At 63.1% G+C, this 22,539-nt stretch carries 15 protein-coding genes and 1 pseudogene; 13 read left to right on the top strand and 3 right to left on the bottom strand.

Features of this window, described 5'->3' with window-relative positions; genetic code table 11:
* Positions 1–6 precede the first annotated feature (6 nt).
* The 9 genes and pseudogenes from YY7_RS0138450 (at position 7) to YY7_RS54205 (ending at position 8,783) form a co-directional block, all read left to right on the top strand.
* On the top strand, positions 7–924 hold the full coding sequence (locus YY7_RS0138450) for a branched-chain amino acid ABC transporter permease (RefSeq protein ID WP_028167816.1): 918 nt from the start codon (positions 7–9) through the stop codon (positions 922–924).
* Entirely contained in the window at positions 924–2,717 is a 1,794-nt protein-coding gene (locus YY7_RS0138445) for a branched-chain amino acid ABC transporter ATP-binding protein/permease (RefSeq protein WP_035692019.1), read from the top strand. Before YY7_RS0138450 ends, YY7_RS0138445 begins: the two co-directional genes overlap by 1 nt.
* Positions 2,714–3,424 (top strand): ABC transporter ATP-binding protein, encoded by a 711-nt coding sequence (locus tag YY7_RS0138440; RefSeq protein ID WP_028167814.1) that lies wholly within the window; start codon positions 2,714–2,716, stop codon positions 3,422–3,424. The genes YY7_RS0138445 and YY7_RS0138440 overlap by 4 nt, the downstream gene beginning before the upstream one ends.
* Positions 3,425–3,438: 14 nt before the next feature.
* Entirely contained in the window at positions 3,439–4,170 is a 732-nt protein-coding gene (locus YY7_RS54215; protein ID WP_051397146.1) for a nitroreductase, read from the top strand.
* Complete coding sequence (locus tag YY7_RS0138430) at positions 4,157–5,698, top strand: AMP-binding protein (RefSeq protein ID WP_028167813.1); 1,542 nt, start codon at positions 4,157–4,159, stop codon at positions 5,696–5,698. Before YY7_RS54215 ends, YY7_RS0138430 begins: the two co-directional genes overlap by 14 nt.
* A gap of 23 nt (positions 5,699–5,721) precedes the next feature.
* Entirely contained in the window at positions 5,722–6,114 is a 393-nt protein-coding gene (locus YY7_RS0138425) for a nuclear transport factor 2 family protein (RefSeq protein WP_028167812.1), read from the top strand.
* Between the two features lie 9 nt (positions 6,115–6,123).
* The gene (locus tag YY7_RS0138420) at positions 6,124–6,687 is read left to right on the top strand and encodes a gamma carbonic anhydrase family protein (RefSeq protein WP_051397145.1); all 564 of its coding nucleotides are present in this window, start codon (positions 6,124–6,126) and stop codon (positions 6,685–6,687) included.
* A gap of 442 nt (positions 6,688–7,129) precedes the next feature.
* A pseudogene (locus YY7_RS54210) lies at positions 7,130–7,587 on the top strand (haloacid dehalogenase-like hydrolase); the annotation flags it as partial.
* Between the two features lie 539 nt (positions 7,588–8,126).
* Positions 8,127–8,783, top strand: coding sequence for a reverse transcriptase domain-containing protein (locus tag YY7_RS54205; protein ID WP_051397144.1), 657 nt, complete (start codon positions 8,127–8,129; stop codon positions 8,781–8,783).
* A gap of 588 nt (positions 8,784–9,371) precedes the next feature.
* Here the strand turns inward: YY7_RS54205 and YY7_RS57060 are convergent.
* Positions 9,372–14,786 carry a putative Ig domain-containing protein gene (locus tag YY7_RS57060; RefSeq protein WP_196237396.1) on the bottom strand — a complete coding sequence of 1,805 codons (5,415 nt, stop codon included), beginning with the start codon at positions 14,784–14,786 and terminating at the stop codon, positions 9,372–9,374.
* Between the two features lie 848 nt (positions 14,787–15,634).
* On the opposite strand from YY7_RS57060, the gene YY7_RS61045 reads away from it, so the two are divergent.
* The 3 genes from YY7_RS61045 (at position 15,635) to YY7_RS0138380 (ending at position 21,334) form a co-directional block, all read left to right on the top strand.
* Positions 15,635–16,150 (top strand): hypothetical protein, encoded by a 516-nt coding sequence (locus YY7_RS61045; protein WP_155255500.1) that lies wholly within the window; start codon positions 15,635–15,637, stop codon positions 16,148–16,150.
* A 1,148-nt stretch (positions 16,151–17,298) separates the two neighbouring features.
* Positions 17,299–17,889 (top strand): hypothetical protein, encoded by a 591-nt coding sequence (locus tag YY7_RS0138385; RefSeq protein ID WP_245287560.1) that lies wholly within the window; start codon positions 17,299–17,301, stop codon positions 17,887–17,889.
* A gap of 340 nt (positions 17,890–18,229) precedes the next feature.
* Positions 18,230–21,334, top strand: coding sequence for a DEAD/DEAH box helicase (locus YY7_RS0138380; protein ID WP_028167807.1), 3,105 nt, complete (start codon positions 18,230–18,232; stop codon positions 21,332–21,334).
* Between the two features lie 258 nt (positions 21,335–21,592).
* Here the strand turns inward: YY7_RS0138380 and YY7_RS0138375 are convergent, their stop codons facing one another.
* On the bottom strand, positions 21,593–21,946 hold the full coding sequence (locus YY7_RS0138375; RefSeq protein WP_028167806.1) for a cupin domain-containing protein: 354 nt from the start codon (positions 21,944–21,946) through the stop codon (positions 21,593–21,595).
* Positions 21,947–22,013: 67 nt separating this feature from the next.
* On the opposite strand from YY7_RS0138375, the gene YY7_RS0138370 reads away from it, so the two are divergent.
* A complete protein-coding gene (locus YY7_RS0138370; RefSeq protein ID WP_028167805.1) occupies positions 22,014–22,241 on the top strand; it encodes a hypothetical protein in 228 nt (75 codons plus the stop codon).
* On the opposite strand, the gene YY7_RS63825 is transcribed toward YY7_RS0138370, so the two are convergent.
* Positions 22,238–22,539: transposase (locus YY7_RS63825; RefSeq protein WP_245287559.1), on the bottom strand; the 302-nt coding region annotated here is incomplete at its 5' end. The genes YY7_RS0138370 and YY7_RS63825 overlap by 4 nt on opposite strands.

Below are 22,539 nucleotides of genomic sequence, written 5' to 3'. Positions count from 1 at the left end.
CCGTCCATGCTGCAACTCCTCGTCAATACGTTCGCGCTTGGAGCGGCCTACTCGCTCCTCGCGATCGGCTTCGTTCTGGTTCTCAACGCGACAGGTGCCGTCAACCTGGCGCATGGAAGCTTCGTGGTCGTGGGTGGATTCCTGTCCGCGAGCCTCGGAACGATGCTCAAGCTGCCGGGCGCGGTCGTCCTGCCCGTCGTGCTGGCGGGCATGATGCTCGTCGGCGGGGCCCTGGCGCTCATTGCCTATTATCCGCTGCGCAATCGCTCCGCGGTATCCGTGTTCATCTCGACGATCTCGATGAGCGCGATCCTGGAGACGTCGACCCTTCTGGTATTCGGACCGGCGCCGCGCGTCGGACCTCCCGTGCTGACGGCAGGTTCGGTCGAGCTGGGGCTTGCAACTCTGAACGTGCAGTCGCTGGCCACGATCGTTCTGGCCATTGCGATCGTGGGCGCTCAATACTTCGTGCTGTCCCGCACCGTTCTCGGCAAGCGTCTTCGCGCCGTCGCGGAGGACAGGGAGATGGCGCGGGCGCTCGGCATGAACGTCAACGCGATGATCTTCGTCACCTTCGGGATCGCCGCCGCCTTGGCAGGCGCAGCCGGCCTGATGTTCGCCAACACGTTCTACATCACGCCCGGCGACGGCGAAGGATATATGATCAAGACCTACGTTGCGGCCACCATGGGTGGCTGGGGGAGTCTTCGTGGCGCGATAGCCGGCGCCTTCCTCGTCGCGGCCTTCGAGGTGCTGGTTCCCTCGCTGCCGTTGATGCTGCCCGCCATGGTCGATGCGCTTCCAAGCTTCCAGGCCGCATTCTCGCCCACGGCATCGACGATTTGGCTCTACCTCGCTTTTTTGGTGGTGCTGTTCTTCCGCCCGCAAGGACTGTTCGGCGAAGCCGTCCAGCAGCGCGCCTGATGTCCGGAGCAAAGCTTCGGCGGCCCCTCGGCATCATCGGCCTTTGTGCATTGGCCGCCTGGCCGATCGTCATGTCGTCGCCATACGACCTGCGGCTATTCACCCTTGCCGGCATCTTCGCGATCCTGGCGATCGGCTACCAGTTCATCTTCGGCTATGTCGGGGAGCTGTCGCTGTCGCAGGGTGCCTTCTTCGGTCTGTCTGCATACGTAACCGGGATCCTGGCCGCTAAGGCCGGGTTCGACTTCCCCGCGACCTTCGCTGCTTCGATTGCGGTCAGCGTGTTGCTCGCGGCGCTGATCTCTCTTCCGGTGCTACGCCTCGCATCCCACTACTTCGCTCTGGCAACGCTTGGCATTGGGCAGGTCCTGCTCCTGCTGGCGATCGACTGGCAATCCCTCACCGGCGGCGCCATCGGCCTTTCCGGCGTTCCGCTTCCCAGGATGTTCGGCTTCCAGATCGGGCGTGGCTGGCCGCTCCTCCTGTTCGTGTGGAGCTTCGTCCTCCTGGCGGCGCTCGTCGCCCATCAGACCAAGCGCGGGCTCTACGGCTTGGCCTGCCATGTCGTGCGGCAGAATGCGATTGCCGCGCGCTCACTGGCCATCGACCCGGACCGGATCCGGTTCGCGATGTTCCTCTTGAGCGCGGCCGTGGCTGGCGTGGCAGGCGCCCTGCACGCCCATACGATCCGGATCGTGTCGCCCGAAGGTCTCGATTTCAAGGTGATGATTTCCTGCCTGACCATGGCGGTCATCGGCGGCCGCACCCACATTTGGGGTGCCGTGGCGGGAGCGCTGCTGGTCGTGCATCTGCCGGAGTGGTTGCGCGGACTGGAGCAGGGCTACGTCATCGTCACCAGCGGCATCCTGATCGCGATTCTGGTTCTGGCGCCGGAAGGGCTGGCCGGCCTCGTCGACCGCCTGCTGCCCGCTGCAGTGGGGCGCGAGGCGATCCCGGCTGCTGCGTCCGCGCCGGCGAGCCAAGTGGCGGGCGAGGGCGTGCTCATGCCGTCCGAGACGCCCATTCTGGCGATACGCGGCCTGACCAAAACGTTTGGCGGTGTCCACGCGCTGAACGACGTCACGTTCTCGCTGATGCGGGGATCGATCACCGCCGTGATCGGCCCCAACGGCAGCGGCAAGACGACGCTGGTCAACTGCGTCACCGGCATCTATCGCGCCGATGGCGGCGAGATGGTTCTTGGCGGGAACGAGATCTCGGCCATGAATTCGGAGGATATCGCCGCGCGCGGCGTCGGCCGGACGTTCCAGAACCTGCGCCTCGTCGACGACATGACCGTGCTCGACAACGTCGCCGTCGCGCGCTTCCGCACCGAGCAGACCTCGCTCGGAAAGGCCTTCCTGATCGGGCGCCGCGATGCGCGGTTAGAGCGCGCGCGATCCCACGCGATGCACGTGCTGCGGCGTCTCGGCCTGGAAACGTCGGCCTATCTGAATTGCGGATCGCTCGCCCACGGCACCAAGCGCCTCGTGGAGATCGCCCGCGCCATCTGTCTCGATCCGGTCGTGCTCCTCCTGGACGAGCCCGCGGCCGGCCTGAACGAGACCGAGCAGGCCGATCTCGCCAGGATCCTGGAAGGTCTCGCCGCGCGCGGCCTCACCCTGCTGATCATCGAGCACAATATGGAATTCCTGAAGAGCCTGGCCACCCACATGGTCTGCCTCGACTATGGCGAGCTGATTGCGTCCGGCCGGCCCAGCGCGATCTACCAGGATGAGCGCGTCATCGAGGCGTATGTGGGCCGCAGGTACGGCGCGGAGGCCATGGCGTGAAGTACATTCTCGAGACGCGCAATCTCGGTGTGCGGTATGGCGAGATCACCGCCGTGACCGGGCTCACTATCCGGGTGGAGGCGGGCGAAGCCGTGGCGCTGGTCGGCGCCAACGGCGCCGGCAAGTCCACGCTGATCAAGAGCATCATCGGGCTTCTCAGGCTGAGCCAGGGCGAGCTGCTGTTCGACGGCCAGGACGTGCGTGCCGTCGCCGCTCATTTGCGCGCACGGCTCGGCATCGGCTACTCGCCGGAAGGACGGCGCGTGTTCCCCGGTCTTTCCGTTCGCGAGAATCTCGAGATCGCCTCGTTCGCGGGCGCGCCGGAAACGCGCCGGCTGATCGCGCGGATGTACGAGTTCTTTCCGGCACTCGCGCAGAAGGAGTCGGCCCTGGGGTGGACGCTGTCCGGAGGCCAACAGCAGATGCTGGCCGTCTGCCGGGCTCTCATGAGCCAGCCGCGGCTGCTTCTTCTCGACGAGCCCTCGCTCGGCCTGTCGCCGAAGCTGACCGATGAAGTTCTCTGGCGAATACCGGACATCGCGAAAGCGGGCACCGCCGTCATTCTCGCCGAGCAGAACTTGACCAAGGCCCTCGAGGTCACCAGCCGGGCCTACGTGATGCGGGTGGGATCGATCGTCCTTGAGGGACCGTCCAGCGAGCTGCGGTCCAACCCCTCCGTGCGCAACAGCTTTCTCGGGGGACTGTAGTGAGGTCGGTCGATATGAGCGTCATAGAACTCCTTCATCGGCGGCGGTCCGTGCGCGGCTTCCTGCCGAAGCCGGTGCCGAGAGAGCTGATCATGAAGATCCTGGAGGCGGCGTCGCGCTCTCCGAGCGGCACGAACATGCAGCCCTGGCGGGTCTACGTCCTGACCGGCGAGGCGAAGGACCGGCTCGTACGCGAGACGCTTGCCAGACGCGAGCAGGAGCCGCACCGCGAGAAGCCGCCGAAGCCGTTCGGCGAATACGACTACAATCCAGAACCGCTGTTCGAGCCCTATCTGAGCCGCAGGCGCACCGTCGGCTTCGCGCTCTACCAGCTCCTGGGCGTCGCGCATGGAGACCGCGCCGCGAGCTGGATCATCGCAGGGCGCAATTTCGAATTCTTCGGCGCTCCGGTCGGCCTGATCTTCACGATCGACAAGTCGCTGCAACAAGGCAGTTGGCTCGATTACGGCATCTTTCTCCAGTCCGTCATGCTCGCCGCAAACGACGTCGGTCTGGACACCTGCGCGCAGGCGGCGTGGCGGCACTACCACGACGTCATTCGACGGATCTGCAAACTGCCCGACAACGAGATCGTCGTATGCGGCATGTCGCTCGGCTATGCCGACGACGATGCGCCGGCGAACAAGCTCACCACCGAGCGCGCGCCGGTCGAGAGTTTTGCGACCTTTGTTGATGCCGTGGACCGCGTCGCGAGCCCTGCCGAGGAAAGCCATGCGTCTGTTTGAGTTCTTTGACAAGCAAGCCGATCTCCGGCCGGATGCCCCGGCCGTGCTTCATGGCTCGAGCGTGGTCACCTACGGGCAGATCCAGACGGAGAGCCGCAAGATTGCCAACGCGATGATGGAGACCGGCCTGGCTCGCGGCGCCAAGATCGCGACCTGGATCCACAACCACCCGTCGTTCTTTTCAGTCCAGCTCGGCGTCCACCGCACGCCGTTCGTCTGGATGCCGCTGAATTATCGCGCCATCGCCGCCGAATGCGCGGCGAACATGGAGGCGTTCGGCGCCGAGTGGCTGTTTATCGACGTTCAATTCGCCGAACATATCGCTTTCCTCCGCGCGAAAGTACCGAGCCTCAAGGGAGTCGTCGTCCTGAATGGCGAGGTCGCTGGAGTCCCGTCGCTCGAGTCGTTTTGCGGCGAGGCCACCGCGATGCCGTGCGAGCTCGATGTCGGACCTCTCGATACGGTCACGCTGATCTCGACCGGCGGCTCGACCGGGCGGCCCAAAGGCGTGATGCGGGTGAGCGCGAACTGGATGGCGCTCATCGTGAATTATCGCCTCAAGCTCTTCGCCGGCTCACGACCGGTGAATCTGGTGGCGACGCCGCTCTCTCACGTGGCCGGCGAGGTGGCGCACGCAGTCTTTGCGGAGGGTGGCGTCAACGTCATCCTGGAAAGGACGTCTCCGGAGCTCATCCTCGAGGCGATCGAGCGTCACTCGATCACGAGCCTGTTCGTGCCGCCGACGCTGCTCTACATGATGCTGGCCCGACACGTCCCGGGCAAGCACAGCTACGCATCGTTGCGCCACCTGATGTATGGGGCGGCGCCCATCTCGGTCGAGAAGCTCCGTGAAGCCTGGTCGGTATTCGGTCCGGTGATGACGCAGCTCTATGGCCTGATGGAGGCGACCAGCACCGTATCCATCATGGGGCCTGACGAGCACGCCCAGGCCTTCGAGTCGCCGCGCTTCGGCAGCATCGGCCGCGGCAGTCCGCTGGTCATGATCGATGTTCGCGACAAGGACGGACGTTTCGTTGCGGCAGGAAAGAAGGGCGAGGTGGTCTGCCGGGGCAGCAATTTGTGCGGCGGCTATGAGGCCAATCCGGAGGCGACGGCGTCGGCTTTCCGCGAGGGCTGGTTCCACACCGGCGACATCGGCATCAAGGACGAGCAGGGTTATGTGCATCTCGTCGACCGCAGCAAGGACATCATCATCAGCGGCGGCTTCAATGTCTATCCCGGCGAGGTGGAGCAGGTCTTGTGGACGCATCCCGCGATCCAGGACTGCGCGGTGATTGGCGTTCCCGACGACAAATGGGGTGAAGCGGTCACCGCCGTCGTCGAGCTGAAGCCCGGCGCAAGCGTGGCCGAGAGCGAGCTCATCGCGCTGTGCAAGGATCAGCTTGGCAGCATCCGCACGCCGAAGAGCGTCGCAATCTGGCAGTCGCTGCCGCGGAGCAACGTCGGCAAGGTGCTGAAGAAGGATATCCGCGAGCATTACTGGAATGCCGCGGGCCGGACGATCTGACAGGTTCATCAAGGAGAGAAGTCGTGACCGACAGTGTAGCCATCGAGCAGAAGAAGCAGGCCGTTGGCCAGGTGATCGCAAAATACCTGACCGCCGTGAAGACCTGGGACGAGGAGGCGTTTCGCGAGACGTTTCACCCCAAGGCGAACATCCAGCACTATTACGTGAAGGGCGACGAGATAAAGACGATCACGCTCGACGAGTTCGTCGCATCGATCGGGTCGCTTCACGCGAAGTACGACAACGCCGAGGAAAAGGCGCGCGAGATCGAGGTCCAGATCGTCGATCATCTCGCCAGCGTGCGTGTCGCCTTCAGCTTTGTCATGGGGCCAAGGGCGTTGGACGGCCAGGATCTCTTCAACCTCGCCTTCTGCAAGGGCGAGTGGAAGATCATTCACAAGAGCTACTATCTCTGAGGTGTCGATATGAACGTGAGCGTACGGCAGAGCGCAGCTTTTGAAGGCTCGTCAATCTTCCGCTTGGGCGATGCCGAACCGTCCATCGACACGACGGCATGGATCGCGCCGACCGCCGCCATCATCGGCGACGTGCGGATAGGCGCGGAATCGGGCGTGTGGTTTCACTGCGTTCTGCGTGGTGACGCCAACCTCATTCAGATCGGCAAGCGCACAAACATCCAGGACGGCACGATCGTGCATGTCGATCCCGGCGAGTTTTCGACGGTGATCGGCGATGATGTCACCATCGGCCATGCCTGCATCATCCATGGCTGCCAGCTCCACGACAAGGCATTCGTCGGGATGGGCGCAACAGTCATGAACGGGGCGGTCATCGAACGCGGAGGAGTTCTCGCGGCAGGCGCCTTGCTGACGGCCGGGAAACGAATTGCGTGCGGCGAGCTGTGGACCGGCGCTCCCGCCAAGCTGCGACGGGTTCTGAGCGACCAGGAGCGGGAGGAATTCATTTCCACCGCGCCTCACTATGTGAGGAACGCAAGTCGTTTCCGGAGCGCACTTGTCGCGGTTTGAGCGAACAAGTGGCGTTGAGGCGCGCTCGACGACCGTATCAGTTGGCAGCGTTCTTGCTTGTCGTTGCCGACATCGAAGGGTTCGGGAGGCGTGATCAAGGCGCTTAGCTTACTTCGCTCGGTAAGGGCGCACCTGACAAGGGGGTACCGGAAGGCTGGAGTGTCCAAGCCGGATGCTATGGGCAAGCTGTCTTCGGCAATGGAGCAATCCACGGATGACCCATTGAAGGTGCTCGTGCGGCATAACGCGCCGGTCTCGTTCTAGCCGTTCACCGCAGAAAGGTCCCAATGCCCGAACAGCACCGAAAAGCGGTGTCCATTCGGCTATTCCAGTTCGCGGCCCGGATGCCGACTCGGTGCGGGCGCAACTTTGCGTGAGGCGCGTCGGCGGCGAGCGCCAGGCTCGTGGTCGGGCGGATCAGATCGGAGGATCGGCTGCTGTCAAGACGTTCATCGTCTCCGGCGGCGGGATCGAATTCATGCGTGTGTTGCGGAGAACGCCCACGGGATTCCGCCCGAGCAGGTGGTCGGCTCTTCCGGTGCGATGAGATTCCAGATTGGGGCCAATGGCGGGCTCGAACTCCTGAAACTGCCCAAGATCGAATTCGTCGATGACGGCGCCGGCAAGCCCGCAGGCATACACCGCTTTATCGGCCGACGCCCGATCTTCGCATTCGGCAATTCCGACGGCGATTTGCAGATGTTGCAGTGGACTGTCGCGGGCGCAGGCCCGCGCTTCGCCGGCATCATCCACCATACCGATGCGGCACGCGAATATGCCGACGACCGGCAGTCGAAGGTCGGCAAGCTTGACAAGGCGCTCGACGCGGCGACGGCGTCCAAATGGACGATCGTCGATATGAAAGGCGATTGGAAAACGATCTTCCCTGCCGAGAAGTGATCCCCTGTCGGAGGCGAAACTGCATTTTCCCGTAGCTCAAACGGTGGGTCTGGCTCGTGGAAAGTCGAAAATGCTTGATCTTTCAACGGGGATTGACTGACACTCTCTCCGCCACACTGCCTCTCCACTGTATCCGGCTGTTCGCTGTGGCAACAAACCAATGAATCGCGCGACAGCGGCTGTTGCAGCTAGTTCCGTGATGTTTGCCTTGGTCGCCACGCAAAGCGTAGCATTAGAACGTGGGGTCGGAGGACGGACTCCGCACAAATGACGTTGCGCGCGAAGCTCAAGCCGCACGCTCGGACGTGAAAAGGGACGAAAAGCCCTCGATCAGATCGCAACTCGAACTGAATGTCGGTATCGGTGGTTGCGCCTCCCGGATTTGAAGTGCGTCAGGAGAAGCTCATGATGTCTAGCGGATGAAAGTGCTGCCGAGGTAGGTCTTAGCCAGACGCCTCGTAGCGAGTCTTGGGTCCGAACCGGTAACGGCAGGACCAAGCGTAGACAGCAAGCGTGCAGGGTGTGTATTGGGCCACGCGGTGGCGGAGGTCTTGAGCGCCATCTATGAAGCCGACTTCCTCGATTGCTCCTTTGGCTTCCGACCCAGACGCAGTGCTCATCAGGCACTGCGGGTGGTGCGCGAAGCGATCACAACGGAGCCGGTGAACTGGGTACTCGATGCCGACATCCGCAGATACTTGGACAGCGTTGACCACGACTGGCTGCTGCGGATGCTGGCGCACAGGATTGCCGACCCGAGAGTCCCGCGGCTGATTGGCCAATGGCTCCGTGCCGGCATCCTGGAGGGTGGCGTGTACGCCGAGACGGTGGAGGGAACGCCCCAGGGCGCGGGCATCAGCCCGCTGCTCGCCAACATCTTCTTGCATTATGTGCTCGATCTCTGGGTGGAGCAGTGGAAGCGGCGGCACGCGACCGGTCAAGTACGGCTGGTCCGATATGCCGACGACTACCTGCTCCTATTCCAGCGACGGCAGGATGCGGAGACGATGACAGCGGCCTTGGCGGAGCGACTGGCCAAGTTCGGTCTTCATCTCCATGAGGACAAGACGCGGTTGATCGAGTTCGGACGGTTTGCTGAAGAAAATCGTCGGCGCAAGGGCAGGGCGCGGCCGGAGGTGTTCGACTTCCTGGGCTTCACGCGGGCACTACGCCTACTTCGGTATCCCTGGCAATAGCACCTGCCTCGGTCGCTTCCGTCTTCAGGTCATGAAGGCGTGGCGGCGGGTCCTGCTACGGCGAAGCCAACGGCCGAAGCTGTCGTGGGAGCGGTTCAACGCGATTCTGAAGGTCTTCCCGATATCGATCGGGCATGTAGGCGACTGGCGTCACCAAATGGCCTGATCAAGCTACTCGTCAGAGGAGCCGGATGCGGGAAAGCTGCACGTCCGGAGCTGTGAGGGGGGCGTCGAGCGATCGACGCCTCTACTCGACCCTATTCATCGACCATTTTGAGTGACGAGGAATCGCGCGCGCGAACGGCGGCTTTTGACGAGCTATCAAGCGGCCACCTCGCGAGTTAGGCTGCCCTCCGGTCAGAAAACAGGGCTCCCGCGATAGTGGGTATCGCGATGTAGCGGACCAGTGACTCGAACCCCCGATGTCTCGGACGTGTCTTATTCTCAGATGCACCGCCGTGATGTCGACAGGCCCTTGGTTTTGTTCTGAATCGCGAACCCAACGACACTTTTCCACGCCGGAGCACGATTGCGTTCGTCAGCTTAGGGCGCGAACGGGCGCAAATGACCGCGCTTCTGTGGATCGCATCAGAACGGTACGTGGGCTTTCGCTGTCATGGTCCAGATCTTGAAGCCGCTGCCCATGCCGCCATATTCGGCGCCGAGACCAAGCATCCCGCCGGATGCGAACTTGATGCCGAGGCCACCGGTCACGCGGGCCGACTTGCCCTCGAGCAGCGGCGTCGAGGCAAGCGGGACACTGCCTGCGGCCACGAGCGCATCGGCCTTGTCCTGGTTAAAATAATAGTCGCCGTAGATGCCGAGATAGGGCGCGAGCGAGATCGTGTCGCTCCAGGCAAAGGGATAGGTCACCTTGGTGCCGGCGGAGGCTCGCCCGGTGGAGAAGTCGTGTCTCGCCTGCTGGGTGCCGAGCGAGTCGACATAGGCGCCCTCGTTCTCCCAGAGGGCATAGACCTTCGCCGACGGCTCGATCTCGAAGCCCGCCGCCTTGTAGCTTCCCGTCAGGCCCGTCGAGATCAGCCAGCGCTGGCCCTTGAAGTTGCCCTGCGCGGTGCCGGCCACGCCGTCATAGCCGATGGCCGAATAGGCCACCGCCGCGTCGTAGCGCAGCGTCGGGGTGATCTTCCAGCCCGTATAGGAGCCCACGGTCCAGCCATCGCCGGTCAGTTTGCCGTTGATGTCCTGCTCGGTGTAATTGAACGTCTCGTAGCCGCCGAGCACGCCGACCAGGAAATTCGGGGCCGCCTTGTAGGTCAGCCCCATAAGGGCATTGACCTGAAGGCCGTGGAGCGGGGCGGCCGTCGTGGTCACCCCGACCGCCGTCGTCGTCGACGTAAAACGGTCGAGGCCGGTGCCGCGGACATCGATCCAGAACAGCCAGTTCTTTTGTTCGCGGAACTTCTTCGGCGGCGCCTTGTTCGCCGCCTGCCGATCGAGGGCTGCGAAGGCATTGTCGATCCGGCCCTCGCGCTGCCGGCCCATCGGATCGTTTCCGGTGGCGTGGGTGGAACTGTTGGCGGTGGCGTCGCTCGCGCCGAAGCCCGCCATGCCCGCATCGCTCTCCTCGGAGGGATCGGCAGCGAAATTGAAATGGATGCCGGTCGCGCTCGGCGTCAGCAGCGTGCCGCCGTCGGCAAATCCGTCGGCGATCGCGCCGTCGATCGCTCCGGAAATCGCCTGTCCCGAACCCTGAGCCACCACCTTGGTGACGTTGACCTGCAAGGCGTGGAGTTTGACGCTGTCGGCGGGAATGTTGACGGTCTGCGTCAGCGCGGGCGAGGTGCTTGGAGCGAACGTGCCGTTGCCGCCATAAACCGCAGTGATGGTGTGTGTTCCCGTTTTCAGCGTCGAGATGGTGAGGGCCGCAACGCCGCCTGACAGCGTGGCAATGCCGATGGCAGTGCCGGCATCGTTGAAGGTCACGGTGCCGCCGGGCGTGCCGCCGACGCCACTGATGGTGGCGGTGAACGTCACCGCCTGGCCGAAGCTGCTGGGATTCTGCGACGAGGCGAGCGCGGCCGTGGTTGCGCCGACACCGACGGTGAGGCTGAAGATCGCAGTCGCCGTCGCATTGTTGGCGTCCGTGACGGTCACGGCGTAGGTCGCGCCGGCGCTTGCGACGCTTGGCGTGCCGGTGATCGCGCCGCTCGTGGTGTTGAAGCTGAGACCCGCCGGCAGCGTCGGCGCCACGCTGTAGGTCAACGCACCGCTGCCGCCCGCGCCGGTGACCGGCGTGAAACTGGTGGCGGGACGGTTGACGATCAGCGTGGTCGAGGGGACGGCGGTCGTCGCGGTCACCGTGCCGTCGACCGAAAGGCTGAAATTGGCTGACGCCGTCGCATTGTTGGCGTCGGTCACGGTCACCGTGAAGGTCGTCGCGGCGATGGTTGCGGTCGGCGTGCCGGTGATCGCACCGCTCGCGGTGTTGAAGCTGAGACCAGCCGGCAGCGTCGGCGCCACGCTGTAGGTCAGCGCGCCGGTGCCGCCCGATCCGGTCACCGGCGTGAAGCCGGTGGCGGCGCGGTTGACGGTCATCGACGTCGAGGCGACGGCGGTCGTCGCGGTCACGGCGCCGTTGACGGAGAGGCTGAAGTTCGCCGTAGCGGCGGCGTTGTTGGCGTCGGTCACGGTCACGGTGAATGTGGTCGCGGCGATGGTTGCGGTCGGCGTGCCCGTGATCGCGCCGCTGGCGGGGTTGAAACTCAGACCGGCCGGCAGCGTCGGCGCCACGCTGTAGGTCAACGCGCCCGTGCCGCCCGATCCGGTCACCGGTATGAAACTGGTAGCGGCACGGTTGGCGGTCAGCGTGGCTGAGGCCACGGCGGTCGTTGCGGTCACGGCGCCGTTGACGGTGAGGCTGAAATTCGCCGTGGCGGCCGCGCCGTTGGCATCGGTCACGGTCACGGTGAATGTGGTCGCGGCGATGGTCGCGGTCGGGGTGCCCGTGATCGCGCCACTGGCGGGGCTGAAACTCAGGCCGGCCGGCAGCGTCGGCGACACGCTGTAGGTCAGCGCGCCGGTGCCGCCCGCGCCGGTCACCGGCGTGAACGTTGTGGCGGCACGATTGACGGTCAGTGCGGTCGAGGCGACGGCGGTCGTAGCGGTCACGGCCCCATTGACGGTGAGGCTGAAATTCGCCGTTGCCATTGCGCTGTTGGCGTCGGTCACGGTCACCGTGAATGTCGTCGCACCGATCGCCGCGGTCGGCGTGCCCGTGATCGCACCGCTGGCGGTGTTGAAGCTCAGACCGGCCGGCAGCGTCGGCGACACGCTGTAAGTCAATGGGGCCGTTCCGCCTGCGCCGGTCACCGGCGTGAAACTCGCGGCGGGGCGATTGACGGTCAGCGTGGCCGACGCGACGGCCGTCGTCGCGGTCACGGCGCCATTGACGGTAAGGCTGAATGTATTGCTTGCGCTGACGTTATCGGCATCGGTCACCGTCACCGTGAATGGCGTCGCAGTGATCGGCGCGGTCGGTGTGCCGGTGATTGCGCCGGTATTGGGGTTGATGGAGAGGCCGGCCGGCAGTGTCGGCGACACGCTGTAGGTTAGTGGGTTCGTTCCGCCTGCGCCGATCACCGGCGTGAAACTGGTGGCGGGGCGATTGACGGTCAGCGTGGTGGAGGCGACGGCCGTCGCCGCGGTCACGGCGGCATTGACGGTGAGGCTGAATGTATTGGTCGCGGTCGCATGATCGTTGTCGGTCACCGTCACGGTGAATGTCGTCGCGGTGATTGTCGCGACCGGCATACCGATGATCGCGCCGTTACTGGGATTCATGAAAAGGCCGGTCGGCAGCGTCGGCGAAATGCTGTAGGTGAGCGGCGCCGCGCCGCCGCTGCCTGTCACCGGCGTGAAACTCGTTGCGAGACGATTGACGGTCAGCGCGGTCCAGGCAATGGCGGTCGTTGCGGTCACGGCCGCGTTGACGGTGAGGATGAATGTATTGGTTGCCGTGGCGTTGTTGGTGTCGGTCACCGTCACGGTGAACATCGTCGGACCGATCGTCGCGGTCGGGGTGCCGGTGATCGTACCGCTCGCGGTGTTGAAGCTCAATCCAGCCGGCAGCGTCGGCGACACGGTGAAAGTCAATGGGACCGTTCCGCCCCCGCCAGTCACCGGGGTGAAACTGGTGGCGGGGCGATTGACGGTCAGCGTGGTGGAGGCGACGGCCGTCGCCGCGGTGACGGCGCCGTTGACGGCGAGGCTGAATGTATTGGCGGCCGTCGCACTGTTCTGATCGGTCACGGTGACGGTGAATGTCGTTGCGGCGATCGCTGCGGTCGGCGTTCCCGTGATCGCGCCGCTTGTGGTGTTGAAGCTCAATCCGGCCGGCAGTGTCGGCGACACGCTGTAAGTCAATGGGGGCGTTCCGCCCGCGCCGGTCACCGGCGTGAAACTCGTGGCAGGACGATTGACGGTCAGCGTGGTCGAGGCGACGGCTGTCGTCGCGGTCACGGCGCCATTGACAGTGAGGATGAATGTATTGGTCGCCGTCGCATTGTTGTTGTCGGTCACCGTCACCGTGAAGCTGGTCGTGGCCAGGGTCACGCTTGGGGTACCGGTGATCGCGCCGGTGGAGGTGTTGAAGGCGAGCCCCGTGGGCAGGCTTGGCGAGATGTTGTAGGACAAGGGTGTCGTGCCACCGCCGCCGATCACCGGGGTGAAGCTCGTTGAAACATTTTGCGTCAGCGCCTTCGAGCTGACCGACTGGCTCGCCGTGACCGCCGAGTTCACCTTGAGAGTGAACGAATTCGAGTTGGTCGAGCCGTAGGCGTCTGTCACCGTCACCGTGAAGCTGGTCGTGGCCTGGGCCACGCTCGGCGCGCCGGTAATCGCGCCGCTGTTGGTGTCGAAGTTGAGGCCGGCGGGGAGGCTCGGCGAGATGCTGTAGGACAAGGGGGATGTGCCACCGCCGCCGGTCACCGGGGTGAAGCTCGTCCAAACATTTTGCGTCAGCATCTTCGAGGCGACCGACTGGAACGCCGTCACCGCGGGGTTGACCGTAAGCGCAAACGAGCTCGAAGCGAACGAGCCGCGGGCGTCAGTCACCGTCACCGAGAAGCTGGTTGTGGCAAGGGTCACGCTCGGGGCGCCGCTGATCGCGCCGGTGGACGTGTTAAAGTTGAGGCCGGTCGGCAGAGTCGGCGAAATGCTGTAGGCGAGCGGGGGCGTGCCGCCGGCGCTCGTTACCGGTATGAAGCTCGCCGTCGCGGCGTTCTGCGTCAGGGCTTTGGAGGCGATCACCGAGAACGCGATAACGGGCGGGCTCACCATCAGCTCGAAGGTATTGCTCGCGGTTTGGTTGTTGGCGTCGGTCACCGTCACCGTGAATGTCGTCGGGCCGATCGTCGCGGTCGGCGTGCCGGTGATGACGCCGTTGGAGGTGATGAAATTAAGGCCCGCGGGCAGGCTCGGCGAGATGGAGTAGCTCAACGGTGCCGTGCCGCCGCTGCCGGCCACCGGCATGAAGCTCGGCGCCGCCATGTTCGCGGTCAGCGTTTCCGACGGTATTGACTGGATCGCCGTCACCGGCGAATTGACGATCTGGGTCAGCGTGGGCGAGGTGCTCGGCGCAAAGTTCGTGCTTCCATTGTAGAGAGCCTGGATCGAATGGCTGCCGGCCGCGAGTTCGATGATGCAGATTGCTGCACCGTTCGAAACAGGTTGTGCACCGCAGCTGGCAATGGTGCTGCCGTCGGCACGGAATGTGACGCTCCCCTCGCTGATCGTGCTGGTGCTCGTCACAGTCGCCAGGAAACCCTCGCTCTGCGGATAGGTCGCTGGATTGACACTTGAGGCTATCGCTGTCGTTGTCCCCGTCTGCGCGAATGCCTGTCCCACGGACAACGGCGAGATCAGGAGCACCGCCGCGGCAGCGCAGGCCGCGGCCCGGCAGCCGGAGAATTCCCGGCCAAGAAGCGCGTTACCGAACGCGCCATTCACAAGCCAGGAAAACAGCCTCCTTGCAGCAATCAGCACCGTGTCCTCGACAACGCGAAGAACTCGATTGAGCGGAGGACGATCGATGCGATTCATGTGTAGCGATTTGCCGGCAAGGTAGAATGGCCGAGCAAACACAACAGCAACCTGACGGCTACTGCCCCGGTACGCAAAACATGAAGTTTTGGACGGAATGCGAAGTTTTCGATAGCAATGGATGCTATGCGAACGCACGCCTCGCGGGAGGGTGGGACTTCATTACGCGACCAGATGCCTTATGGTTAATCATTCGAACGATCGTCCGGAGCCGCGCGCTTCCTCTCAAATATCTCCCGAGGCCTCGTCCCCGAAGCGTCCCGCGCGCTTCATCTACGGGGAACGAAGCAGCCTCGATCCCCACACGAACCCGGCGGACTATCTCGCGGACGCCAATCTGTTTCGCCGCAGCTATGTCCGGACCATCGGCGATTCGGAGGGGAAGCCGCTCGACAGCACCGTGGCATGCTCGTTGGGAACAACGTCGCTTTCTACAAGCTGACGTCCAATTCCTCCGTGGAGGCAAAGCGAACCGAAGCGGACGCGGCGGCCGACAAGATCGACGGGGTGGTATTCGACTACGTGCTGTCCGGGGAATACAGCGAGGAGACTGCAATCGGTCTCATCAGCCTTGGACCCGGTGACCTCGGGATGGTGCAAAGCACGGTCGAGGTGACGGCGCGGTCGCGCCTGGCTCGTATAGCGACAATTTTCCTGCCGCGAACACGCCTCGCTGCCGCGCTCGAGACTGATCTCTCCGACGACCGCTTCGTCCTTCGCTCCCTCAGTTCCGCTCCCTTGGCGCCTTTTGTCGGCGCCCAGATGCGCCTGCTATCGAGTGGTACGGAAGGATGGACACGCAGGACTTCGAGATCGTGCTGGAGTCGACAGCCGAACTCCTCATTCACCTGCTGCGGGGCGAGTTGTCGCGGGGCGAGCAGCCCCAGGGACGAGCGAGCAAGGAATTCATGCGGGCGATTGCCTATATCGAGGAGAACTGTCCTCGCCCCGGGTTGACGCCGGACGATATCTGGCGAGGCATCAACGTATCGCGGACCCAGCTCTACAAAATGTTCTCGGAGAACGGTCTCACCGAGGCGGGCTATTTGCGCGACGTTCGGCTGCGCCGTTTCGTCGATGCCTTGAGGACGACGGACGCGTCCGGAATCGGCCGCCTTGCCTGGACCTGTGGATTGGATATGCAAGCTGCCTGTGTCGCGGCTCCGAATATTGACCACTTTCGGCTTCCAACATTGACCCCGGCTCACTGCTCCAATTGGAAATCGATCCAGCCGCTTACTGCACATCAGGCGGGGTCAATATTGGGTGCCGGTTGGCGGTCAAAAGCCGCGTTGATCCACACTTGACGTCCTGGAAGGCGGCAAGGGCGGCATCCACATTCGGAGAAAAGCGTGGCGCGTCGGCGCGGCCCGCGCCGGTTTCCATCCTGGCGTTGTTGGCTTCCGACATCAGGCGGCAGCCGGTCTTTGCCGCGATGCGGCCGGCCAATTCAAGCGCCCGTCCGCGCAGCGCACGATCGCCGAGCAGCAACGTCACCGGGCCTTCGGCGCGAAGCGCCTCGACCGCGGCCGTCACGGACCCCCTGGCCGATGCTCCTTGACGGAGCGGCGGCCCTCGGTTCGCCCACGTGTCCTGCCTCTTGCAGGGTGATCTCAGCCGCGTTGGCATCGCGGATGATGTTGGCGAGCCGTAGCTCGTTCTCGTGCAGGTCAGCCACCTGCCGAGCCTTGACGATCTCCGCAGCGAAGTGACGAAGGCGCTCGCGCCCCCATCGGCTACGGCAGGCGTCCTCGGCGCGCCAGTCGGCGCAGCGGTTTTAAACATGATGCCCATGTTGTCGCTCTCTGTCGGGGTCCATGGGCGCATTTCACCGCTCCGGGAACCGGCGCCGCCCGGTCAAGCTTTTCGGCCCCCTTTCGACCGTCGCTCTAACAGTCGAGATGACATTTCAGCCGTCGGTAGGAAGTCAGCGAGCGTAAGAGGTGCTACTTAAATCATGTTTCACCTCTCTCGCGCCTTCACGGCGCACCATCCATGTCGATGTGGATGATCTTGCGATAGGACGCGGTCGAAGCGCCTTGCTCGGGGGCGGGTGGGGCCATGCGCGGATTATAGAGGTCGCCGCAGTCGAGTCGTCGCAGCCGTTAGACAACGTCGTCGGGTAGTCACGGTTGTTTGGTCTTGTCTGGCCCGCGAGACTCAGCCTAAGCGGCTAAGGGCCGAAGACAGGCGAAGTTCCATTTCCATGGCGTGGGTCGAATATGCGGAAATCAACCCGAGATCTCCCAGCAACCGGTTATGCCATCCTCATGGATGGTCTGTGAAGACTGAATTCTCAACCAGGGACGGCGTTGAGGGCGGGGCTAAGGACTTGAAGCGGCGTTTTCCGATGCTGCAAGTCAGGATCTACGATGCGCAAACCAAGGTGGATCGCGAGATAGACGTGTTATGAAGCATCTGCACCAGCGCAGGAGTGAACTACTGACCCGAGAAAGTGGGTGGCTTCTGGCCGAGCTCTGGCAAATTTGCGCTTTTATCCAACCAGTTCGCCGCGATATATCGTCCGTCGGAGAGCAAGGTGATGTTTCGAAGGTGGAAGAGCAGAGCTCGCGCACGTGGTGCACGGCAGGTACAGCAAGGCCACGAGCGCAATGAGAGTTCCGGCAGGGACATCCAGGCCCGGATTGCTGAGTTGAGAGGCATGCCACGGGAAAAGCTCGCGGACGCCGTGTTCCTGCTCTCGATGGCGGCAAAGCAGCAAAGCGATCGGATACGACGATCGATTAAGGAGCGCGCGGCGGCCGAGTTCGAGTTTGATCCGCCGGCTGACGGCGATATCGCTGACTATCTCGCGGAAGAAGCGGTCTCGGTTTTGCGCCATCATGAGGCTGATGTGCCGACGCTCATCGATATCTTGTCTCAGCGCTCGCCTGACGTTGACTTCACCGTTCACCGAACGGATGCCGTTTCAATGCTTGCCGCAATGATTCGGGAACAGCGGCTCGAAGGCATTCTGGAAGGTCTCAGGCTTGCTGGCCTCCTGAACGAGTCCTCAAAGAATCGTCATGCCGGTTTCGGCTCGTAGCGGCGAAGCGATCGCAGAGGAACTTCGGGCTCGGCAGAGGGCGCGTATGCGTTCGAGGCCCGTCATCGGAGCTCTCAGAACCTGCCGCTGACGCCGGCGATCGAGCGACCGATGACATCGTAAATGTGCGCCCGCGACCAACGTCAAGTGTGCAAGCGGCCCTAGGCAGCTGCCAACATTCGGGCCGACCTTATTGAAACTCCTCGCCATCGGCCGAAGCGGATTGCGAACCAACAACAGGATCAAAGTGGGGCGTTCAAGCAAAGTGCGCGCGGTGAGTCGCGCAAAGAAACGAAAGACCTCTGCGCGGACTGCGATTTCTTCTGCGTCCCCGCTCGGCATGATGGCTCTCCATCTGCTCGCGCAATGGAGAAAGTCTGGCCGCCACGGTATTGTCTTTCTTGCCGAGAACGAGAACAGGGCCGAGCGGCTAGGCGCCGTCATTCATGATCTCGAGCCCTCGTGCGAGGCGTTTGTTTTCCCGCGGCTGAACACGCTGCCGTTCGATCAGTTGGAGCCGTCACACGAAATCGCCGGCAGACGGAGCTCGGTCTTGCGGCGCCTTGCCACGCCGGAGAAGCCAATCCTGCTCGTGTCCACGGCGGAGGCGGTGATGGAACGTCTGCCGCCGCCGGCGACTTGGTCTCGTTCAAGTCTCCATCTGACGGTGGGCGCTACATTCTCCGAACAGGACCTCCAGTCGCGGCTTCAGGTTCTCGGATACGACCTCGATGATGAGGCGGAGTATCCTGGCAGCGCACTGTTCCACGGGAAGACTTTCGAGATATTTCCCGCTGGCGCACTCGGTCCATTCCGCGTGGAGCATGCGGGCCAGGTGATACGGCGGATTTCGTCTTTCGACCCAACACAGCACGAGGTTGTTTTCGAAGCGAAGGAGCTCATCATTGATCCGATGTCGGAGCGCCTTGCGCTCGGCAGCAAACGCGGAAAGCGTGCGACCTTGATTGATTACTGTGGCCGGGCCAAGTGGATCGCCGATGCGATGGTTCCGGCGCACGCCGAGAGCTGGTTGAGCACGATCGAGGAGGCGGCGAGTCGCACCGACAGGGAGCGCGAATATCTCGGGAGGCGTGAATGGAATCAGGCGTCCAAACGCATGAAGGTGCTGTCCGGCAAGGCAGCTTTCATCCCCACACCGGACTTTTCGAAGGTCGGTTCAGCTAGAAAGGCTCTGCGAGCATTCGTCGACGAGACGCGACGCGCCGGTTCGCGCCTGATGTTCGTGGCGGCGCAGGAGGAAGATCTGCGCGCCATGGAGCGGATGAGCGGGGTCAAGGCTGAGCGTTTTTCGAACTGGAGCGAGGCGACGGCCGGACGCAATCGCGAAGCCGCGATTCTGGCCGACTTCGATGTCGGATTTGTCGAGGCTGGCCGGAAGCCCTCGGTTGTCGTGACGGCTTCCGATGTGCTCGGGAGCAGGGCCCATCATCCGCAGCCCATGGCCAGGGCCTGGAATGCCGCCTTCGACCGCGCAGATGTGCCCGAGCCGGGGACCGTGGTTGTTCATCTGCAGCGAGGACTGGCCTTGCTCGATGGATTGCAGACGGTGGCGTTGGGGGCCGTGTCGTCGCGCGAAATGATCCGGCTCGTATTTGCGGGAGATGATGCCGTTCTCGTTCCGCCGGCGGACCTGACCCTGATCTGGCCCTACGCATCGGAGCTCGGCGAGCTGACGCTGGACAAGGCCGACGGAAGTACATGGTGGGATCGGCGCACCGAGGCGGAACAGGAAATTCAAATCGCCGGCAAGCAACTCGCCAGACATATCAGTCAGCGTCGCCGGCGGCGGGCAGCGAAACTCGCAGCACCAGGCCCGGCTTATGAGAGGTTCGTCGCTCGTTTTCCGTACTTCACGACGGTCGACCAGGCGAAAGCCATTCGAGACGTCCTCGATGATCTCGCATCGGGGCACCCCATGGACCGGGTCATCTGCGGCGATGTCGGATTCGGTAAGACCGAGGTGGCTTTGCGGGCGGCGGCCGCGGTCGTGCTGTCGAAGAGACAGGTGGTCATCGCGGTGCCGACGACTGTCTTGGCAAGTCAGCATGTCGTGACATTTCGCAAACGGTTTGCTCCGTTCGGCATTGAGGTGGGAAACCTGTCGCGGGCCACGTCAGCGCCGGAGACGCGGCAGACGAGGGAAGGGCTAAAGAGCGGAAAGCTGAAGGTTGTGGTGGGAACGCAGGCTCTCGCCTCGAAGGATGTGAAGTTTGCCGACCTTGGTCTGGTTGTCATCGACGAGGAGCAGCATTTCGGCGTAGCAGAGAAGGCGAAGCTTTCGGAGCTGGCCAAGGGGGTCCATACGCTTTGGATGAGCGCCACGCCGATACCGAGGACGCTCGCGGCAGGTCTCGCGGGCTTCAGGGACCTCAGTGTCATTGCGTCTCCGCCCGTTCATCGCCTTCCCGTCGTGACAAAGATCGCTCCGCTTTCGGACGCCGCCATTGTCGCGGCCTTGTCGCGTGAACAAAGACGTCACGGGCAAAGCTTCTTGATTTGTCCACGTATCCAGGATCTCGATCCGATGCTGGCACGCGTGCAAGCGATGGCCCCGGATCTTCGCATCGTCTGTCTCCACGGCAGGTTATCTGCCGACGAAATTGAGGATCGGATGATGAGTTTCGTCGAAGGCCGCGCAGACGTTCTGCTGGCGACCAACATCGTGGAAAGCGGTCTCGATATCCCGCGTGCGAACACGATCGTGGTCTGCTGGCCCGAGCGGTTCGGTCTCGCGCAACTCCATCAACTCAGGGGTAGGGTGGGACGCAGTGGCATACGCGCGTTTGCGTATCTGTTGACCGATTCAAACTCAGAGCGATCCGAAAAGCGGTTGGCTGTTCTGGAGGAGTTCAATCGGCCAGGCGCGGGCTTTGCGATCAGTGCTCGAGATCTGGACCTCAGAGGAGCGGGGGATCTGCTTTCCGAGCGGCAGTCGGGCCATGTGCAGGTCTTCGGTCCCGTGCTCTACAGCCATCTTCTGAAACTGGCCTCGGAGAAAGCTCACGACAGGGCCGCCGACCTGTGGGTGCCCGACCTCAATCTTCCGGTCGCGGATATGTTGCCGCCAAGCTTCGTGCAATCGGAGCCGGTCCGGCTGGAAATCTACGCTCGTGCGGCCAGGTGTCGAAGTGAGGACGAAGTGGATGACCTGGAGGAGGAGACTCAGCGACGCTTCGGCAAACTGCCGCCGGCAGCGCGCGATTTCTTTGCTGCCGCAAGGCTCAGGATCGACTGCAGGCGACGCGGCATCGTAAGACTTGATGTCGGTCAGGAGGCGGTAGCCGCGACGTTCCTGCCGGGACGGCTACGAAAGTCGAGGGCGCGATCGTTCCAGCGCGACGGCGACCGCGTCGTCCACACCAGCGAGCGTCGCGTCGGGCCGTTTGGCAAGGTGGAAGAGTTCTTCGACCTTCTGGACGAGTGAAGCCTGAATTCCACTGGCCCAAAGTGAACGTCCGCAATGAACCGGGTGTCCTAGAAGGGCCATCTGGTCAAGCCGTTGCACGATCAGATTGTGCAGGCATTGCGCGAGCGATGAGTGACAAGGATTTCAACCGTTAGCGGCAGTGGGTCGGACGGCCGCCCTTGGCGCAAGGCTGACATTGGAGCTGATGACGAGATCGTTAAAGGGCCAGTTTCGGACTCGCGCACTGCAGCGAAAGAAGCCTCTTCGATTACCTCGTCAGGCGAGGATGCGCGGCGCAGCGGTAGCCATATCACCCGTATTCGGGGTACCCGTTGGTTCGATCAGCAGGATATGCACCTCTCCGCGCGCTACTGGTCGGTGCTCGACGCCCTTAGGCACAACAAAAATGTCACCAGGATTGAGGGTGACAGTGCGATCCCGCAGCTCGATATCGAGTGTACCCTCGAGTACAAGAAAAAAATCGTCCGTGTCGTCATGCTTATGCCAGTGAAATGGTCCCTCGAGCTTGGCCACCATGATGTCGTTGTTATTGTAAACCGCAACTGTACGAGGGGAGAAACGGTCGGTGAACGTCGCAAGCTTTTCAGTGAGATTTGCCGGTGCTCTCATTGAGTTTGCCTCGCTGTAGTGTCCGTCAATCGTCGGCCGCCGTCGACTGAGTTCGACGTATCCCAGTATGACAGCCGAAATCGAGACTGCCAGCCGCGCCACCGCGCCGGAATTCAATCCTGCGCCGCGAGTGCATGTTGTTCGTTCCGATGCCGAGGCCATCAAGCTAGCAAGCGAGTTGGCGACCGAATTTGTCACCGAAGCTGCGATCCGCGATCGCGAGCAGCGACTGCCCGTCGCCGAGCTCGATCGTTTCTCGGCAAGCGGTCTTTGGGTGTCTGTACCGAAAACCTAAGCTCGGGCGTAGTGGTGGTGAAGTCCGCCAAGAATGACGTGTGATTTAATGCTTCCGGTCCGCTGAACCGGGCGGGCAACCGGCGCGTCTTTGTCCAACGACCGGTGCGGTCGGATGTCGTTGTAATAGCGTGCGTAGGATCGCAAAATCCGTCGTGGATGCGTCTCCCCAAAGACGATGATGTGATCTAAGCACTCGCGGCGGATCGATCCGATCAACCGTTCGGCAACTCCATTCTGCCACGGCGAGGCCGGTGCAGTAGGCCTGTCGCGGATGCCCATGGCGCGCATTCGGCGCG

It is taken from the genome of Bradyrhizobium elkanii WSM2783 (genome assembly GCF_000472865.1).
Classification (GTDB): domain Bacteria; phylum Pseudomonadota; class Alphaproteobacteria; order Rhizobiales; family Xanthobacteraceae; genus Bradyrhizobium; species Bradyrhizobium elkanii_A.
This window is presented reverse-complemented; position numbering and strand designations above follow the sequence as displayed.

What these genes read in the sequence shown, in the direction of transcription:
- YY7_RS0138370 (WP_028167805.1), top strand. Translation starts at nt 22,014, where the DNA reads ATGACAGCCGAAATCGAGACTGCCAGCCGCGCCACCGCGCCGGAATTC.
- YY7_RS0138430 (WP_028167813.1), top strand. Translation starts at nt 4,157, where the DNA reads ATGCGTCTGTTTGAGTTCTTTGACAAGCAAGCCGATCTCCGGCCGGAT.
- YY7_RS61045 (WP_155255500.1), top strand. Translation starts at nt 15,635, where the DNA reads ATGGACACGCAGGACTTCGAGATCGTGCTGGAGTCGACAGCCGAACTC.
- YY7_RS54215 (WP_051397146.1), top strand. Translation starts at nt 3,439, where the DNA reads ATGAGCGTCATAGAACTCCTTCATCGGCGGCGGTCCGTGCGCGGCTTC.
- YY7_RS0138375 (WP_028167806.1), bottom strand. Translation starts at nt 21,946, where the DNA reads ATGAGAGCACCGGCAAATCTCACTGAAAAGCTTGCGACGTTCACCGAC.
- YY7_RS0138380 (WP_028167807.1), top strand. Translation starts at nt 18,230, where the DNA reads ATGATGGCTCTCCATCTGCTCGCGCAATGGAGAAAGTCTGGCCGCCAC.
- YY7_RS0138420 (WP_051397145.1), top strand. Translation starts at nt 6,124, where the DNA reads ATGAACGTGAGCGTACGGCAGAGCGCAGCTTTTGAAGGCTCGTCAATC.
- YY7_RS0138450 (WP_028167816.1), top strand. Translation starts at nt 7, where the DNA reads ATGCTGCAACTCCTCGTCAATACGTTCGCGCTTGGAGCGGCCTACTCG.
- YY7_RS0138445 (WP_035692019.1), top strand. Translation starts at nt 924, where the DNA reads ATGTCCGGAGCAAAGCTTCGGCGGCCCCTCGGCATCATCGGCCTTTGT.